Source organism: Candidatus Nanopelagicales bacterium (assembly GCA_030700225.1).
Classification (GTDB): Bacteria; Actinomycetota; Actinomycetes; order S36-B12.
In genome coordinates this window covers 1-14,364 of sequence record JAUYJT010000046.1, presented here as the reverse complement: position 1 = coordinate 14,364, position 14,364 = coordinate 1, and the positions used below count along the sequence as shown (strand labels likewise).

The following is a 14,364-nucleotide window of genomic DNA, read 5'->3' as shown; positions in this document are numbered from 1 at the left end:
CATGCATCGCGTAGCCGTAGTCACTGACTCAACAAGCACACTGCCGTTCGAGGTCGTGAGGGAACTGGGCATTCGTGTGGTTCCTGTGCACGTAGTAGTCGGGGGTCACAGCTTCGACGAGGGAGTGGAGATCACGCCGGATCGGGTTGCCGAGGCGCTGCGTGATCGTGTCGCGGTTTCGACATCGCGGCCTACTCCTGCCCACTTCCTGGACGTGTATCAGGACGCGGCCGATGCCGGCGCGGAGCAGATCGTGTCGGCTCATATGTCTGCCGAGCTGTCCGGAACGTGCGAGGCCGCGGTGCTGGCGGCTGAGAAGTCACCAGTTCCCGTTTCAGTCGTTGACAGCCGTTCGGTCGTCTTGGGATTGGGGTTCGCGGTTGCGGCGGGTGCTCGTCTCGCGGCACTTGGAGAGGACGCGGAGGTTGTCGCCGACAGGATTTCGTCGGTGGCCAGGCGCAGTCACGTGCTGTTCTACGTCGATACGTTGGACTATCTGCGTCGCGGCGGACGCGTGGGACCGGCGGGTCGGCTGATCGGTCACGCCCTAGCGGTCAAGCCGATCCTGCGCCTTGAGGATGGGCGCGTTCAGCCGATGGAGAAGGTTCGAACTACGAGCAAGGCGATTGCCAGACTCGAGGAGCTCGCCGTGGCGGCCGCGGCATCCGGTCCGAGTCTTGTTGGCGTTCAGCACCTAGACGCGATGGACCGTGCATCCCATCTGGCCGAGAGGTTGCGCGATCGGCTTCCAGATGCTGACGTGAAGCTCGGCGATGTCGGGGCCGTGGTCGGCTCGCACGTCGGTCCCGGCACTCTGGCGGTCGTGGTATCTCCAGCAGAACCGGCATGAACACTTCTGGTCCGTGGATCTACGCGTTGGCGTTTCTCATCGGATACGCGCTTGGGTCGATCAGTCCGGCGGCGCTGATCGCTCGAGCGAAGGGTGTCAGCCTGCGCGAAACGGGGTCGGGCAATCCCGGGGCGACCAATGTGGGCCGGGCGCTGGGTGTGCGGACTGGCGTGCTGGTCGGCGTGCTGGACATTCTGAAGGGCTTCATACCCGCCATCGCGTTCGCGCAGATCGGGCCAGTCGCCGCTGAAGTGGCTGGACTGGCCGCGGTACTTGGTCACATCACATCTCCTTTCTTGAGGGGCCGGGGCGGGAAGGGAACAGCGACGACGCTCGGCGCTATCCTCGGGGCCCAGCCTCTATGGGCGATTCCCGTACTCATTGGCTTCGGGGTGGGGTTCGGCGTGACCCGCCGTGTCGGCATTGGTTCGATAATCGCTGCCCTGGTGCTGCTGGTCTGCGCTGTCCTTACCGGCGACTGGGACTCCAGGACCTTCGGAGTCTTGCTTGCCTTGCTCGTTGTGGTGCGTCATTACAAGAACATCGTCGCGGCCTGGCGCGACTGGCGTTCCCGGACTTGACCAGGGCCAGGCGGCGTCGCGGAATCTGTCCCTGCCGACCCGCCGCCCCGCTGCCCCGCTGCCCCGCTGCCCAGCCGCCCCGCCGCCACGCCGCCCCGCCGCCCCGCATCCTCGGTCGAAGCGGCCGTTCCCGACAAACGCGAATGTTTGGGTACAGGCGCGCCCGTTTCAACGGGAGTTTCTTTCAGCAACGGGTGCGTTTGTCATTAGCGGCCGCTTCTGCGGGGGCGGAAGGACATATTCGCGTGTGCTGGGGGACCACTGACGGCGGAATCCGACGCTACTGGTCGGTCGGCGGGGGGGTCGGGGCCTCCGGATCTAGTGCCCCGGGTTGTTGATCGCCAGCGCGACGGCGGCATCCAACCGCTCAGCCTCTTCCGCAAGCCCAGCCAGCTCGGATTCCTGCTGCCAGATCAGGTGGGCCGCGGCTATGACGGCCGCTGCTGGATCCCCCGTCCAAGTGACGACCAACCGGCCATCCTGCATTGCCGCAACGGCACCCCCGCACTCAGCGGAGTCGGAGAACATCTCTACGGACAGCGCCGGGCGGAGCAGCGCGCGCAGGTCAGTACCAACGTGATCCGGGCGGCGGTCAGATGGGGCTCGCCACAGGTCCAGGGTCCTGCTCACCCCAGTCAGCACAAGAAGCGACGGCAGCCCAGCGTGGTGAGCACCTTCGATGTCGGTGTCCAGCCGGTCCCCGATAACGAGGGGGGAACGCGATCCAGTTCTCCGGACGGCTTCTTGGAGTAAGGCGGCATGAGGCTTGCCAACTACGGTGGGTCGGCGTCCAGTGGCGGCGGCGACCGCCGCGACCATGGTCCCGTTTCCGGGAACGATCCCGTACTCCGTCGGCACCGTCATGTCGTCGTTCGTAGCTATCCAGGGAACGCCGGTGTGAACCGCTTGCGCCCCGCGCGCCAGGGCGAGCCAGTTCAGCTGTCGCCCGAATCCTTGAAGTACCGCCGAGACACTGCCCGCGTCCAGCGGACTGTCGCTGCCCTGAGCGTCGACCGGTCGCAGCCCCCGCTCCAGCAGAGCGGCCGCGACTCCGGGTCCCCCGACGGCCAAGACGGCGGCACCGGGCGGCAGCATGCTCGCAACCAGTTCCGCTCCCGCTTGGGCGGACGTGACGACCTCATCCGCTGAGATGTCGAGCCCGAATCCGTTTAGCTGTTCCGCCACTTTCCGCGGGGTTCGCGAAGCGTTGTTCGTGACGAAACACAGATGCACTCCTGACGTGCCGACCGCGTGAAGCGACGCACTCGCGTGGGGCACTTCATGTCCGCCCACATAAACCACGCCGTCCAAGTCGACCAGCACCGCGTCGTGGCTCTGAATCAACGTCGTGGCTGCGGGCACTACTAGATCGTGCCACGCGGAAGGCCGTCAGACCTCGTCCTCCTGCGAGCTGTCCAGAACGTCCACGATCTCGACACCCTCAAGTTCAGCGAGACGGTTGCCCGCCCCTGTCAGCCCTTCTGGGTCGCCAGCCGAGGCGAGGCGCAGCCACCGCAGGGCCTCCTGCTCCCGGCCGAGCCTCAACAGCGCCTCGGCATAGGCGAACCGGAGGCGGGCGACCCACTCGGATCGCTCGCGGACCCGCAGCAGCGGGTCATCTAGTACAGCGAGAGCCGCCTCATCCTGACCCATGTCAGCGCGTGCTCCGGACAGGACAATCAGCGCCTCCGCACGGGTCGGCGGCTTCAGGTTGGAGATCGCATCGCCGGTCAGCATGTCCAGGGCCTTCTCCGGATGCCCCAGACCTCGTTCGCAGTCGGCGATCACGGCGAGCCAACCCTCATCGCCTGTCATACGCCTTACTGTCCGAGCCTCCCGCGCGGCGAGCGAGTAGTCGCCGGAAGCGTACGCAGCGACGGCAACCGATTCGCGAGCGCAGGCGACCCGCGGAGCAAGATCTCGCGCAGCCTGGGCGTGCTCCAACGCCAGATCGGGTGCGCTGTCGACTAGTCGCGCGGCCATGGCCAACTGACCGCCAACCAAATCCGCGAGGGAGCCGGGCAAAGTATCCAGCTGACCGCGCACTTCGCGATCCAGCTCCTCCAGCGTCACGTCATCGTCAACGGGGGGACGGGAGAGCCTGCCGCGAGTTTCGCGGTGAGGGCGATCTGCCTCTCCCACGTCTGATACAGGCACTCGCTCTCCCTACAACAACGGGGCCTTCCCCTGGCGAAAAGAAATGGGGGGCCACACAAGGTGACCCCCCATCCAAAGAATGTCCGGCGGCACCTACTCTCCCACGCAGCTTCCCACGCAGTACCATCGGCGCATGAGGGCTTAGCTTCCGGGTTCGGAATGGAGCCGGGCGTTTCCCCTCTGCTATGACCGCCGTAACTCTATTGAGATATCAATTCGGATTCCCGACCGTATCTCGGGAACCGCACAGTGGACGCAAGTTGTGAGTGGACAAGTCCTCGGCCTATTAGTACCGGTCAGCTCCGCGCGTTACCGCGCTTCCACCTCCGGCCTATCAACCCAGTCGTCTACTGGGGGCCTTACCAGGTCAACCCTGTGGGAGTCCTCATCTTGAAGCAGGCTTCCCGCTTAGATGCTTTCAGCGGTTATCCCTCCCGAACGTAGCCAACCAGCCATGCCCTTGGCAGGACAACTGGCACACCAGAGGTTCGTCCGTCCCGGTCCTCTCGTACTAGGGACAGCCCTTCTCAAGACTCCTACGCGCGCGGCGGATAGGGACCGAACTGTCTCACGACGTTCTGAACCCAGCTCGCGTGCCGCTTTAATGGGCGAACAGCCCAACCCTTGGGACCTACTCCAGCCCCAGGATGCGACGAGCCGACATCGAGGTGCCAAACCATGCCGTCGATATGGACTCTTGGGCAAGATTAGCCTGTTATCCCCGGGGTACCTTTTATCCGTTGAGCGACGCCGCTTCCACATGCCAGCGCCGGATCACTAGTTCCGACTTTCGTCCCTGCTCGACCTGTCAGTCTCACAGTCAAGCTCCCTTGTGTACTTGCACTCGACACCTGATTGCCAACCAGGCTGAGGGAACCTTTGAGCGCCTCCGTTACTCTTTTGGAGGCAACCGCCCCAGTTAAACTACCCACCAGGCACTGTCCCTGATCCGGATTACGGACCTAGGTTAGACAGCCAATACGATCAGAGTGGTATTTCAACATTGACTCCACGGTAACTGGCGTCACCGCTTCACAGTCTCCCACCTATCCTACACAAACCGAACCGACCACCAATACCAAGCTATAGTAAAGGTCCCGGGGTCTTTCCGTCCTGCCGCGCGTAACGAGCATCTTTACTCGTAGTGCAATTTCGCCGAGTCCGCGGTTGAGACAGCGCTGAAGTCGTTACGCCATTCGTGCAGGTCGGAACTTACCCGACAAGGAATTTCGCTCTAGCGAATCCCTATGTCGCCATAGGGCTAGGACCATATCTTCACCTCGTTGCCGAACGAGGTGGCTGGCGTATGGCCTCTGAGGATTCCAAGAAACGAGACGGCTTCTTACCGCGTAAGTGAGCTTGGTACACCAACGGTTGCCCGTCGACGAACCCGACGACCCACTGCTCGAATCCTGGCCTTTCCTGCTGATTGACCGCACCGGACACATTGTCACCTCCACGCTCGAACCTAGTCTCTAGGTCCGACAGTGTTGGTAGTGCCGGATGCACGGTGTTCCCAGCATATAGCCAGCTGCAGTTACGGGATCACTCCCGCAACGGGCAGATCTTGAGGCACGACCCTCAAGGATTTCCTACCTTAGGATGGTTATAGTTACCACCGCCGTTTACTGGCGCTTAAGTTCAGAGCTTCGCGCTTGCGCGCTAACCCGTCCCCTTAACGTTCCAGCACCGGGCAGGCGTCAGTCCGTATACTGCGTCTTGCGACTTCGCACGGACCTGTGTTTTTGATAAACAGTCGCTTCAGCCTAGTCTCTGCGGCCACCTCCAGCTTCGGGAGCAAGTCCCTACACCGGAAATGGCCCCCCTTATCCCTAAGTTACGGGGGCATTTTGCCGAGTTCCTTAACCACGGTTTTCTCGATCGCCTTGGTATTCTCTACCTGACCACCTGTGTCGGTTTGGGGTACGGGCGGTTACATTACTCGCTAGAGGCTTTTCTCGGCAGCATGGGATCATCCACTTCGCCTAGTTCGGCTCGGTATCGGTTCTCAGGCTTGTGAGACACGGATTTGCCTATGTCTCGCCCTACAACCTTGCCCGCGGTCAACCATCGCCGCGGTTGGACTGCCCTCCTGCGTCACCCCTTCGCTTGCCTACTACCGGATTGGGTCGCGCTGCCCACCATCGCCTCCGAAGAGGTTCCGGTTTCCTGCGCTTAGCATCCTCGGGCTCGGCAGGGTCGTAATGTCACCGGTACGGGAATATCAACCCGTTGTCCATCGACTACGCCTGTCGGCCTCGCCTTAGGTCCCGACTTACCCAGGGCGGACTAGCCTGCCCCTGGAACCCTTGGTCATTCGGCGGACGGGTTTCTCACCCGTCTTTCGCTACTCATGCCTGCATTCTCACTCGTGTGGCGTCCACGGCTGGGTCACCCCGCCGCTTCTCTCGCCACACGACGCTCCCCTACCCATCAACGCGCCTGGACCACCAGGACGGATCCTGGAAGCCGGGCAAAGCGTCAATGTCACGATTTCGGCGGTGTGCTTGAGCCCCGCTACATTGTCGGCGCGGAATCACTTGACCAGTGAGCTATTACGCACTCTTTCAAGGGTGGCTGCTTCTGAGCCAACCTCCTGGTTGTCTGGGCGACTCCACATCCTTTTCCACTTAGCACACGCTTGGGGGCCTTAATCGGTGATCTGGGCTGTTTCCCTTTCGACTACGAAGCTTATCCCCCGCAGTCTCACTGCCGCGCTCTAACTTACCGGCATTCGGAGTTTGGCTGATTTCAGTAGACTTTTAGGCCCCTTAGACCATCCAGTGCTCTACCTCCGGCAAGAAACGCGCGACGCTGCACCTAAATGCATTTCGGGGAGAACCAGCTATCACGGAGTTTGATTGGCCTTTCACCCCTACCCACAGCTCATCCCCCAATTTTTCAACATTGGTGGGTTCGGGCCTCCACGCGGTCTTACTCGCGCTTCACCCTGGCCATGGGTAGATCACTCCGCTTCGGGTCTAGAGCACGCGACTGAATCGCCCTATTAGGACTCGCTTTCGCTACGGCTTCCCCACACGGGTTAACCTTGCCACGCACCACTAACTCGCAGGCTCATTCTTCAAAAGGCACGCGGTCACGAGGATCCGAAGATCCCGACGCTCCCACGGCTTGTAAGCACACGGTTTCAGGTTCTATTTCACTCCCCTCCCGGGGTACTTTTCACCTTTCCCTCACGGTACTTGTCCGCTATCGGTCACCAGGGAGTATTTAGGCTTAGCGGGTGGTCCCGCCAGATTCACACGGGATTTCTCGGGCCCCGTGTTACTTGGGATACGCGACAGAAGTGTCCGACGTTTCGTCTACGGGAGTATTACCCTCTATGCTGGCTCTTCCCAAAGCCTTTGACTACGACGAACATTTCTTACTTCTTGAGAACTCGCCAGAGTCCTCTGTCACGTCCCACGACCCCGATCTCGCAACGCCTGGCGGCTATCACACGAGACCGGTTTAGCCTGTTCCGCTTTCGCTCACCACTACTTACGGAATCACTTTTGTTTTCTCTTCCTGTGGGTACTGAGATGTTTCACTTCCCCACGTTACCTCTAAGCGCCCTATATATTCAGGCGCAAGTGACTGGGCATTACCCCAGCCGGGTTTCCCCATTCGGACATCCCCGGATCACAGCTCGGTTGGCAGCTCCCCGAGGCTTATCGCAGCCTCCTACGTCCTTCATCGGCTCCTGGTACCTAGGCATCCACCGTGTGCCCTTACTAACTTGGCCACAAAGATTTGATGCTCGCGTCCACTGTGCAGTTCTCAAAATACGGGCGGGTTGGCCATCTGGTTCGTCGCATACCGCTTGGCGGCTGTTCGACGAGATGACTACCCCCGGCCCTGAGGCCGGTTCCTTGAGGACGGTTGCCCGTTCCCTCAGGACCCAACAGCGTGCCTAAGCGACTCTCAGCCTGGCTCTTTTCCACACCGCAATGCGGCAGTACTGGAGAAAGACTGATTATCGCCGAATGGTCAATGGTTTACCCTTGAGCTTCCGAAATGGCTCATTCGGCCATCTCGGCTCTGGATGCCTCTCGGCACCAGGTGCTCCTTAGAAAGGAGGTGATCCAGCCGCACCTTCCGGTACGGCTACCTTGTTACGACTTCGTCCCAATCGCCAGTCCCACCTTCGACAGCTCCCTCCCAGTAAAGGGTTAGGCCACCGGCTTCGGGTGTTACCGACTTTCGTGACGTGACGGGCGGTGTGTACAAGGCCCGGGAACGTATTCACCGCAGCGTTGCTGATCTGCGATTACTAGCGACTCCGACTTCATGGGGTCGAGTTGCAGACCCCAATCCGAACTGAGACCGGCTTTGTGGGATTCGCTCCACCTTACGGTATTGCAGCCCTTTGTACCGGCCATTGTAGCATGCGTGCAGCCCTAGACATAAGGGGCATGATGACTTGACGTCGTCCCCACCTTCCTCCGAGTTGACCCCGGCAGTCTCCTATGAGTCCCCGGCATTATCCGCTGGCAACATAGAACGAGGGTTGCGCTCGTTGCGGGACTTAACCCAACATCTCACGACACGAGCTGACGACAGCCATGCACCACCTGTATGGCGCCCCGAAGGACCCGATATCTCTACCGGTAAACGCCATATGTCAAGCCTAGGTAAGGTTCTTCGCGTTGCATCGAATTGAGCCGCATGCTCCGCCGCTTGTGCGGGCCCCCGTCAATTCCTTTGAGTTTTAGCCTTGCGGCCGTACTCCCCAGGCGGGGCGCTTAATGCGTTAGCTGCGGCGCGGAAAATGTAAACAATTCCCCACACCTAGCGCCCACCGTTTACAGCGTGGACTACCAGGGTATCTAATCCTGTTCGCTCCCCACGCTTTCGCTCCTCAGCGTCAGTATCGGCCCAGAGACCTGCCTTCGCCATTGGTGTTCTTCCTGATATCTGCGCATTCCACCGCTACACCAGGAGTTCCAGTCTCCCCTACCGAACTCTAGTCTGCCCGTATCGTATGCAGGCCCGGAGTTGAGCTCCGAGTTTTCACATCCGACGCGACAGACCGCCTACGAGCCCTTTACGCCCAATAATTCCGGACAACGCTTGCACCCTACGTATTACCGCGGCTGCTGGCACGTAGTTAGCCGGTGCTTCTTCTGCGGGTACCGTCACTTTCGCTTCGTCCCCGCTGAAAGAGGTTTACATCTCGACGTACGTCATCCCTCACGCGGCGTTGCTGCGTCAGGCTTTCGCCCATTGCGCAATATTCCCCACTGCTGCCTCCCGTAGGAGTCTGGGCCGTGTCTCAGTCCCAGTGTGGCCGGTCGCCCTCTCAGGCCGGCTACCCGTAATCGCCTTGGTAGGCCTTTACCCCACCAACTAGCTGATAGGCCGCGGGCCCATCCCTCGCCAGAATCCTTTCCACCATCACGGATGCCCGTGTTGGTCATATCCGGTATTAGCCCCGGTTTCCCGAGGTTATCCCAGTGCGAGGGGCAGGTTGCCCACGTGTTACTCACCCGTTCGCCACTGATCGCCCTTCCGAAGAAGGGGTCTCCGTTCGACTTGCATGTGTTAAGCACGCCGCCAGCGTTCGTCCTGAGCCAGGATCAAACTCTCCGTGAATGCTCTATCGCCCCTAGGGGCCATTGAACTACCCGGAGGTAGATGATCTGGCATCGGCGGTAATGCCTGTGCACTACCGCTATACCAAAGGAATCCGCCGTGGCAACCTCGGAAGGCCCCCACGGACGGGGTTTGTTTTGGCATTGACTTTCGGCACGCTGTTGAGTTCTCAAGGAGCGGACGCGCACCGAAATCCAGCCTTCCGGCCGTCTTTTGGGGCAACTGTCCTACCTTACATCCACTTCCGCTCCGGGTCAACCCTTGGCTGTCCGATTCAGAGGCCGGGATCAGATCCCGACCGGTGGATGTCACCCTGGCCGACCTCGCGGCCTCCAGGGCACAATCGCGAAGCCTACGGAACCAGGCGCACTGGGTCAAATCGGACACGGCCACTCCAGCGGATTGGACAAGCGCGCGTCGTACCCGCTTCGGTCAGTCGACGTCAGCGGGCCTGTTCCGCAACGCTTCTGACCCGTCGACGCCGGCGAACGATCGACGGCCCCGCCGCACGACCAGCCACCTGCCGTGCACTAGGTCTTCGGCGCTCATGATCCGCTCCCCATCGGTGACGCGAACGTTGTTCAAGTAGGCGCCCCCCTCCGCGACCGCGCGCTTAGCCGCCGAGATGCCGGGCACGAGCCCGGACCGCGCCATCGCATCCACGAACCTAAGGCCCGACTCGCCCGCATCCCCAGCCGCGAGGCGCACGTGAGGGGCCTCGGTCAAAGCAGCGTCGAGAACCTCTGGGCTCAGCTCGGTCAGATCACCTCGGCCGAACAGGGCCTGCGAGGCGGCCACCACAGCCCGCTTCGCATCCTCGCCGTGCACGAGTGTCGTGAGCTCCTCAGCCAGAGCTCGCTGAGCTTCTCGCCGCTGTGGACGCTCGGCGACCTCCGCAGCCAGATTCTCAATCTCCTGCCGAGGACGCAGCGAGAAGGCCTTGAGCCAGGCGACAGCGTCGTCGTCATCGGCGTTCACCCAGAACTGGTAGAACGCGTAAGGGGAAGTTAGGTCAGCCGACAGCCACACGGTCCCGGACTCGGTCTTGCCGAACTTCGTCCCGTCGGCCTTGACCATCAGCGGCGAAGTCATCGCGTGCACGTGTTCGCCGGTCACGCGACGCACAAGGTCCACGCCCGCGGTCAGATTCCCCCACTGGTCCGAGCCCCCTGTCTGGAGCCGGCAACCGTAGGAGCGGGACAGCTCAAGGAAGTCATTGGCCTGCAGCAACTGGTAGCTGAACTCGGCGAATGAGATCCCTGGACCGACCAATCTGGCCGCCACGGCCTCGCGGTCCAGCATCCGGTTCACGCTGAAGTGCTTGCCGATCTCGCGCAGGAACTCAACCGCGCCCAAGCTCGACGTCCATTCGTAGTTGTTGACCGTCCGAGCGGCGGACGGGCCGTCGAAATCCAGGAACTGGCGCAGCTGAGCGTCCACGCGCTCCGCCCACCCCGCTACGACGTCACGCTCGTTGAGCGATCGCTCGCCTGTGTCCTTTGGGTCGCCGATCAGCCCCGTGGCACCGCCGACCAATGCCAGCGGGCGGTGACCGGCGAGCTGCAGGCGCCGCATGATGAGAATCTGCAGCAGGTTTCCCAGGTGCAGGCTCGGCGCAGTCGGGTCGAACCCGCAGTAGAAACACATTGACCCCGAGCCCAGCTCCGCGCGCAGGCGGTCAATGTCGGTTGAGTCCGCGATGAGCCCTCGCCACCGCAGGTCCGAGATGATGTCCGCCACGGGACCATCTTGGCGGACGCGCGCGTCAAGCCACGCATCGCGTCGCCGGGAGATTCCGGGCCGCGAGGGGCCTGGTCGTGATCTTGTGACGATTCCGGCCACTTGCGAGACGCGAAGCGGACACGTTTGGCCAATTTCGTAACAAGATCCATTTGGCCAGCTGCGCGACAAGATCACGCCGCGGCGACTGGCGAGCAGCAGCCGGGGCCTGAAGCCCGGACGCCGAAGGTAGCAGCGGCCACGCGCTCACGACTCGACCTGCATGGAGCCGCTGGCGCCACTAGCGTTTCCCGCATGGGTGAACAAACAGTTGAATGCAGCATCAGTTGCGAAGTACCCGTACACGTGCTCGGCAGGTTCTGCCAGGACGTGGCAGCGGAGGCCGAATGGGTTCCGATGCTGGAGAAGTTCGAGCTGCTGGAGTCCGATGACGAGGGGCGCGTTATGCGCGGGATGCTATCCAGTTCGATTCTCGGGATGGTCAAGGAGACCTACGAGATGCACTACTGGTACGAGCCAAACGTCATGCACTACAAGCTTCCAAATCCGAGCAAGCTGCAGAAAGTCCAGGAGGGCACGTACTCGGCCATCGACAACGGCGACGGAACGAGCACGTTCGAGATCTTCCTGCGCACCGACAACAGCGCCCCGGCTCCTGGCTTCGTGAAGAAGAAGGCAGCCGAGAAGGTTCAGGACATGATCATGTCGGCGGCGAAGAAGTTCGTCGAGGCCAACCGGGCCCGTTACGAGGCCTAGGTCGGCGGGAGGCCGGGATCCGGCCCTGCCGAACCGACTACGAGACGGGTTGGTTGCGTTCTCGGTCCGACGTTTCGCCCAACCGTCGCAGCATGGCCTGGAGTTGAGGGATCACCTCGGGCTCCCGGTCGAGGGCTTGCTCGAGTTGCTGGACCTCGTGCGGGGTCAGCCTAAGGATGCGGTCTTCGGCGAGGATTCCGCGGGCACGTTCCAGCGATGCTCCCAGGACGAAGGAAGTCAGGTCTTGCTGCTGGACACTCGCGGCATCCCTAATGGTCTCGAAGGCCTCAGGCGTAAGTCGCATGTTGACGCGCTTGCTTCGCAACTTGGCGGCATCCGCCGCTTGATCTTCACTGGACACATCGATCACTCCCCACACGACTGTACGTCCCTGGTATGTACCTGTCTAGGCTAGGCCAAAAGTTCGTCGCAGGTCCTTCGTCGCTAGGAAGAGCTTGAGCGGCTTGCGCTGGAAGGCTCGGAATCCGAACCTGCGATAGAACACTGACGCATCCTGATCGAGCGCATCGACCACCACGACCTCGAAGCCGATGTCTCTTGACACGGATGCCAGCCTGGCCAGTCCGTCCAACAGCAATCGGCTGCCCACGCCATGACCTTGGAACTCCCGATCGACGGCCAACCTGGCGAGCAGGACTGCCGGTATCGGATACTGACGCGCTCCGGCACCGACGGCGGCGGCGACTTCGTCGAGATCGAGTCGGTACGTCAATGTCGAGTAGTAGCCGATCACGCGATTGTCCAGGACTGCCAGGAACGTGCGGGCGTTGTGCCGACAGTCTTGCTGCCCCGCTTGACTACGAAGCCACTCATCCAGGGCAGGTTGTCCCGAATCAAACGCCCTTCTATCGAAGCGACGATGAAACGGCTCAACGATGAAGTCCACGTTCCCCCTCCTCGGCGCCTGCGATCGTGCGCGGCGCTTTCCCCTACGTGCCTAGTCATCCGACCTGTCGGCCGCTCGGGTCCGCCACCGAATACGTTAGGACCATGAATCTGGATTCGGGAAGCGCTGGTATGACCACGATGCGGATCGACGCCTTCCTGGCCGACGCCGCAGAAGCCGTGCAGGGGAAGATCTACGCCCTCGGCATCGGCTGGAACACGATCTACGCTGGGTCCTTCCCCGTCCAGCACCCGCGCCTCGCGCTCGGCATGACGATTTCCGTGCCCTATACGCAGACCAATCAGAACCACAACCTCACCGTGCATCTGGAGTCACCCGACGGCGAGCGGATCCCGATCGGGGAGGACCGCACCGCGGACGGCTCGAGACCTGTCACCGAGATCGGCAGTTCGTTCAATGTCGGAAGGCCTCCCCTGCTCCCGGCCGGGGACGAGCAGCTGGTGTCACTCGCGATCACGATCAACGGGCTGGGGTTCGAGCGACCGGAGATCTACTCGTGGGTGATCTCGATCGACGGCGAGCCGGTGAAGCGTCTGCCGATGAGGGTCCAGCAGCTGTCTCAGCCGGGGCCGATTCTGCACTGAGGGGTACCTCGAGGCAGGGTCGGTCCGGCCGAGGGCGCGCGGCGGCGGTGGCCCGTTCGATCAAGCGACGCTCGTCTTGGCGAACACCGCGCGTGCGGTCATCGTAATGTCAAGGGCGTCAGCGACGTCTCAGACGCGGGCCAGGCTGGCGGCACGGTACCCGGTCGCCTCGTACCGCTGGACCTGTTGCTCGGCGACTCCGAGCGCAGCAACTCGTACTCGGCAACCTCCGCTCGGAGACGGGTGAGCTTCGCGGGGTTCGTGGCAGCGCGCAATGCGATCAGTTCATTGCGCTTGGCGTCTGTGAGTGTCCCGGATTCGAGGACCCGCTGGTAAAGGCTCCTGGGCATGTTGTGAATCCGCACGTTCTGGCCGTTGGGCCGGGTGACCCATCCGGCGGCCTTGTTGTTGGCGGTGAACAGGTTGAACCGCAGTCTCAGGAAGCCGTACAACTCGTTGAACAGCAGGAGCTCCGCGTCGGTGTCGTAGCGGTAGTGGAACGCCGCACGGCGCGCCAGATCCCCGTTCTTCTGATCGATGTGGGCGTTGTCGTTGGACTTGTCGGGCCGGGACCGGGTCAGATGGATGTCGCGTTCCTGAGCCCAGCGGATCAGGGCGTGGTTGACGAACTCGCTGCCGTTATCGAACTCCAGTCCCCCTCACGGGCAGCGGTACCCCCCCGACCAGTTCGAACGGTAGCCGGGCGGTGATCTCGTCCGTCGCAGCGACCATCCAGCGGTGGGACATGTTCTTGATCGCTACCGGCTTGGTCCAGCCGGTCACAACGTCGGTGAGGTCGACTGTGTAGGCGAACTCGCCGAGCAGGCCGCCCCCGCAGTGGGCCAGTGTCCACCTTGGCGCACCCGCGTCTGCCATAACTGGTGTCCCCGGCCCTCCGGATCGGGATGGAAGAGCGCAGCATCGACCCGGCCTTGGTCGCAAACGCCCCCTTGATCGCCATCGCCTTCTCGGCCGGGGCCAGCATCCGATCAATCATCGCCGCTGATACCGCGAGCATCTGGGAGCGGACATTTCGGGCTCTCCCGGCATGAATGTGGGTGAGTTTCGGCGCTGAGAGTGCCGAACCGGTGCGGGGCAACGGATCTGGCGACACGGTGACCGGTGGGTAAGGCGCACACGGGGCGTGGCTCTATGTTCGGAAGTCGACCAAGA

The 14,364-nt window shown here is 62.1% G+C and carries 12 protein-coding genes and 3 rRNA genes; 5 read left to right on the top strand and 10 right to left on the bottom strand.

Annotated elements, in window-relative coordinates; all coding sequences use genetic code 11:
• The first annotated feature begins 1 nt into the window (after position 1).
• A complete protein-coding gene (locus Q8P38_07000; GenBank protein ID MDP4014345.1) occupies positions 2 to 850 on the top strand; it encodes a DegV family protein in 849 nt (282 codons plus the stop codon).
• Complete coding sequence (locus tag Q8P38_06995; GenBank protein MDP4014344.1) at positions 847 to 1,431, top strand: glycerol-3-phosphate acyltransferase; 585 nt, start codon at positions 847 to 849, stop codon at positions 1,429 to 1,431. The genes Q8P38_07000 and Q8P38_06995 overlap by 4 nt, the downstream gene beginning before the upstream one ends.
• Positions 1,432 to 1,749: 318 nt before the next feature.
• On the opposite strand, the gene Q8P38_06990 is transcribed toward Q8P38_06995, so the two are convergent.
• From Q8P38_06990 to tyrS, 6 genes are all read right to left on the bottom strand, one after another.
• Positions 1,750 to 2,793, bottom strand: a complete 1,044-nt coding sequence (locus tag Q8P38_06990; protein MDP4014343.1) for an HAD-IIA family hydrolase — start codon at positions 2,791 to 2,793, stop codon at positions 1,750 to 1,752.
• 27 nt (positions 2,794 to 2,820) lie between these two features.
• Positions 2,821 to 3,588 (bottom strand): hypothetical protein, encoded by a 768-nt coding sequence (locus Q8P38_06985; protein MDP4014342.1) that lies wholly within the window; start codon positions 3,586 to 3,588, stop codon positions 2,821 to 2,823.
• A gap of 81 nt (positions 3,589 to 3,669) precedes the next feature.
• A 5S ribosomal RNA gene (rrf, locus tag Q8P38_06980) occupies positions 3,670 to 3,785 on the bottom strand.
• Between the two features lie 69 nt (positions 3,786 to 3,854).
• Positions 3,855 to 7,333, bottom strand: a 23S ribosomal RNA gene (locus Q8P38_06975).
• Positions 7,334 to 7,661: 328 nt separating this feature from the next.
• A 16S ribosomal RNA gene (locus tag Q8P38_06970) occupies positions 7,662 to 9,183 on the bottom strand.
• The 16S, 23S and 5S rRNA genes sit together here, the layout of an rRNA operon.
• A gap of 432 nt (positions 9,184 to 9,615) precedes the next feature.
• Positions 9,616 to 10,923, bottom strand: a complete 1,308-nt coding sequence (gene tyrS, locus Q8P38_06965; GenBank protein ID MDP4014341.1) for a tyrosine--tRNA ligase — start codon at positions 10,921 to 10,923, stop codon at positions 9,616 to 9,618.
• A gap of 294 nt (positions 10,924 to 11,217) precedes the next feature.
• Here tyrS and Q8P38_06960 point away from each other — a divergent pair, with 294 nt between their 5' ends.
• The gene (locus tag Q8P38_06960; protein ID MDP4014340.1) at positions 11,218 to 11,679 is read left to right on the top strand and encodes a hypothetical protein; all 462 of its coding nucleotides are present in this window, start codon (positions 11,218 to 11,220) and stop codon (positions 11,677 to 11,679) included.
• Positions 11,680 to 11,716: 37 nt separating this feature from the next.
• Here Q8P38_06960 and Q8P38_06955 read toward each other — a convergent pair whose 3' ends face one another.
• Entirely contained in the window at positions 11,717 to 12,040 is a 324-nt protein-coding gene (locus Q8P38_06955) for a DUF1778 domain-containing protein (protein ID MDP4014339.1), read from the bottom strand.
• A gap of 45 nt (positions 12,041 to 12,085) precedes the next feature.
• The gene (locus Q8P38_06950; GenBank protein ID MDP4014338.1) at positions 12,086 to 12,586 is read right to left on the bottom strand and encodes a GNAT family N-acetyltransferase; all 501 of its coding nucleotides are present in this window, start codon (positions 12,584 to 12,586) and stop codon (positions 12,086 to 12,088) included.
• Between the two features lie 104 nt (positions 12,587 to 12,690).
• Between Q8P38_06950 and Q8P38_06945 the strand changes: the two genes are divergently transcribed.
• Positions 12,691 to 13,191, top strand: coding sequence for a hypothetical protein (locus Q8P38_06945; GenBank protein ID MDP4014337.1), 501 nt, complete (start codon positions 12,691 to 12,693; stop codon positions 13,189 to 13,191).
• A gap of 98 nt (positions 13,192 to 13,289) precedes the next feature.
• Here the strand turns inward: Q8P38_06945 and Q8P38_06940 are convergent, their stop codons facing one another.
• Positions 13,290 to 13,643 (bottom strand): hypothetical protein, encoded by a 354-nt coding sequence (locus Q8P38_06940; protein ID MDP4014336.1) that lies wholly within the window; start codon positions 13,641 to 13,643, stop codon positions 13,290 to 13,292.
• 187 nt (positions 13,644 to 13,830) lie between these two features.
• Positions 13,831 to 14,067: a hypothetical protein gene (locus Q8P38_06935; protein ID MDP4014335.1), complete on the bottom strand. Its 237-nt coding sequence runs from the start codon at positions 14,065 to 14,067 to the stop codon at positions 13,831 to 13,833.
• 5 nt (positions 14,068 to 14,072) lie between these two features.
• On the opposite strand from Q8P38_06935, the gene Q8P38_06930 reads away from it, so the two are divergent.
• The gene (locus Q8P38_06930) at positions 14,073 to 14,243 is read left to right on the top strand and encodes a hypothetical protein (protein ID MDP4014334.1); all 171 of its coding nucleotides are present in this window, start codon (positions 14,073 to 14,075) and stop codon (positions 14,241 to 14,243) included.
• Positions 14,244 to 14,364 lie beyond the last annotated feature (121 nt).